The organism is Flavobacterium sp. (assembly GCF_003525665.1).
GTDB lineage: Bacteria > Bacteroidota > Bacteroidia > Flavobacteriales > Flavobacteriaceae > Flavobacterium.
The window spans coordinates 18,615-21,623 of the sequence record NZ_DQDX01000125.1 but is presented as its reverse complement, the minus strand read 5'-3'; the positions used below and the strand labels follow the sequence as shown (position 1 = coordinate 21,623).

Genomic DNA, 3,009 nt, shown 5'->3' with positions numbered 1-3,009 from the left:
AAAAAGGATGCCGCTACAATCAGTCCCGAGGCTTCGGGATAGTTAGTAATTGTCTTTTGTAAAGTTTCTCAATTCTAAAGAAACTCTTGAATTAACTTCAACAAAAAAAGCTGTAATATCACATCACAGCTTTTCAATCAAACCAAACTAATCTCAAACAAACTCTACTCTTGTATTATTTTTTTAATATTGATGTTATCAGGCAATCTACCTACATTTTGTAATTTAATCGAAGCCAATTTTTGAGCAATTGTAATGCATTCGTTCAAACCTTTATTTTCTATTTGAGCAAATAAAAATCCGGTCCAAAAGGCATCACCAGCACCAGTTGTATCTTTAATCTCATCTATTTTTGCTGCTTCTTGAAACAATAAACCTTCCTTTACATCAGATACTGCAACTCCGTTTTTTCCTTTTGTCAAACAAATAGTTGATGCGCCAAGATTATGAAAATAATCAAAAATATAATCTTCCGATTTTACTTCTGCAAATAACCTGTAGCAATCGTCTTCACTCAATTTCACCAAAGGATCGTTTGCTAAATATTCTTTTAAAACCTGCTTGGCTTCTTCTCTATCTGGCCAAATTCTCTCAGAAAAATTAATGTCGATACTTAATTTTAGTCCTAATTCTTTAGCTTTTCTAGCTCTATTTAAAATAGTTTGTCGTGCTGGGTTTTTGCTTAAAGCGAAACATGTAGTATGAAAAATTTTAGCTTCAGCAATAGTTTCATCGCTAAGTTGACTTTCAAATATTTCACAATCGGCTTGTCTGTACGGAATAAAATCGGGTGTTTCGGTAGATTTCGAGACAAAAATCACCGAAGTTGGAGCTGTTTCCGACTTTCTAATTGATGCAGTGTTTACATTATTTGATTTTAATTTTCTAACCACATAATCACCCAAACCATCTTGTCCACAAGAAGCCACCAAAACCGATTTCAAACCCAATCGTGAAGCATTCACTGCAACATTAGTCGGCGATCCACCAAGAAAACGGTGGTAATCTTTGGTCCTGTTTATGGAAGTATTAATTTCATGACCTATAAAGTCAATTAAAACTTCTCCTATGCATATAATATCTATTGAACTCATAATAATCTATTTAAAACTAGAAAACATTTGAGATTAAACTAAAAATTTAAAATCAGTTGTAATCGATTGATGTACTAAAACTGCAGCTGCTGCGCTCCAAGCACAATAAGCCACTCCGTTTGGTTTGGCAGAGACAGTATTGAAATTTTCGTAGAAAGAAAAATCTTCTATAGCATTGGCTTCATTTATTTTTTCTAAAATTAATTCTGCCGATTTGGTTTGAGATTTAGACACTAAAGCCAAGCCAAAAAATCCGTTTACCATTGACCAACTTCCACCATTGTGAAACTCATTTGGGTAATTTCTAAATTCGTATTTGCAATTATTTTTCAATAAATTCCAATGTTCCTCATTTTCAAATATTGGTGGCCAAAAAGCTGGAACCAAACCAAGTTTTGTACTCGAAGCTAAATTCATAGCTGAAGATAAAATAGCATTTTGAAAGCTTGAAGAACCAATATTTAAAAGCACTGCTAGTGAATTTGCGAAAGCGTCAAATTGTGTTTTATATCCAGAAGGCGAAAAAGAACACGGCATGTAATTTTCGAAAACCACTTCATTGTATGCACGTTCATGGTATTTTTCTCCAACTGATTTAGGCATGAAATTGATTTCAATTTGACTTGTAATCTGACTTATTTTATGAGAAATAGCCTCACTTTTTTCGAAAAAATTATACGATTTTAAAGCCCAAATACGCAACAATTGATCGTAAAGAACGTAGCCATCAGTAATATATTCGTCTGCCCAATTACCTGATAGCGGCACGTAAACAAGATGTTTGTTATTGAATTCCCAAGTATCTAACAATTGAAAACATTTTTCTAACTGCGGTTTATACTTTTCTATAAATTGATCGTCATTTTTATAATATCCGTATTGGCAAACTCCAATTATAAACCATGTTACTGCATCAACTCTTCCAGCTAAACCACCATAACTGACATCATTTTTATTTTCTGACACTAAAACATTAGATGGAATCGTACCCAAATCATGTTGGTTATTGGCTAATGTTTCTAATGTGTTTTTAAAGGTTTCAATTAATTTTTCATCGCCAGATGCCAAAGCTGCTAAACCGCAAATAACGCCATCTCTTGCCCAAACACGTTGGTAATTAGAAGTGTTTTCTGCACTGGCCAAAAACCCTGCATCTGTTGAAACCTGTTGCAATAATTCAATTGCTTTGTTGTAATTTATATTATTCATGATTGGCATTTTCTCTTTCAACTTTCATAAATAAAACGCTAATTCCGGCAAGGACAAATAAAACACCTGCTGCGTAAATTGCATTTATTGGATTGTCGTTAAGTAGATTTTTTAATATTGGTCCAAAAGTGATGGTTTGGATAAACATTGGTATTACAATCATCATATTAATAATTCCCATGTAAACACCTCTTTTATCACTAGGAATTGAATTAGAAACCATAGAATAAGGTAAGCCCATCATGGATGCCCAACCAATTCCGAAGAAAATCATCGGAATAAAAAGCATGTATTTATTTTCTATTTGTGGAATCATTAATAGTGCAAAAGCAGTAAAAAAGAGACAAAAAGTATGAATTAATTTAGAAGAATATTTTCGTGCTAATGGAACAAGAGCAAGTGCAATAATCATGGTAACAAAATTATATGTTCCGTTCATTAAACCTGTGTGACCAACCGCTTGTTCTGTTAAGTCTCCAATGTGTTTTACAAAATTGGTGTCTTGCGATGTTAATTCTACCCCATTTTTGCAAGCTTCTATAAGTCTGCTTGATTTTTCTTCATCGGCAGCTGTTATTCCGAAAAGCGTTCTTTTTATTGTTGGTGTAATAAATTGCCAGTAGCAAAAAAGCGCGTACCATTGAAATAAATAAACCAAAGCCAATTGCCAAAGAAGTTTAGGCATGTTTGCAATAGATTGAAAAAT

3 protein-coding genes are annotated in these 3,009 nt (G+C 33.2%); all 3 read right to left on the bottom strand.

Annotation, left to right across the window (positions count from 1 at the left end):
• Window positions 1–164: 164 nt before the first annotated feature.
• Window positions 165–1,094: a carbohydrate kinase family protein gene (locus DIU01_RS09005; RefSeq protein ID WP_290833663.1), complete on the bottom strand. Its 930-nt coding sequence runs from the start codon at window positions 1,092–1,094 to the stop codon at window positions 165–167.
• Window positions 1,095–1,127: 33 nt separating this feature from the next.
• Window positions 1,128–2,303, bottom strand: coding sequence for a glycoside hydrolase 100 family protein (locus DIU01_RS09000; protein ID WP_290833661.1), 1,176 nt, complete (start codon window positions 2,301–2,303; stop codon window positions 1,128–1,130).
• Window positions 2,296–3,009: MFS transporter (locus tag DIU01_RS08995; protein WP_290833659.1), on the bottom strand; the 714-nt coding region annotated here is incomplete at its 5' end. The genes DIU01_RS08995 and DIU01_RS09000, both read right to left, overlap by 8 nt.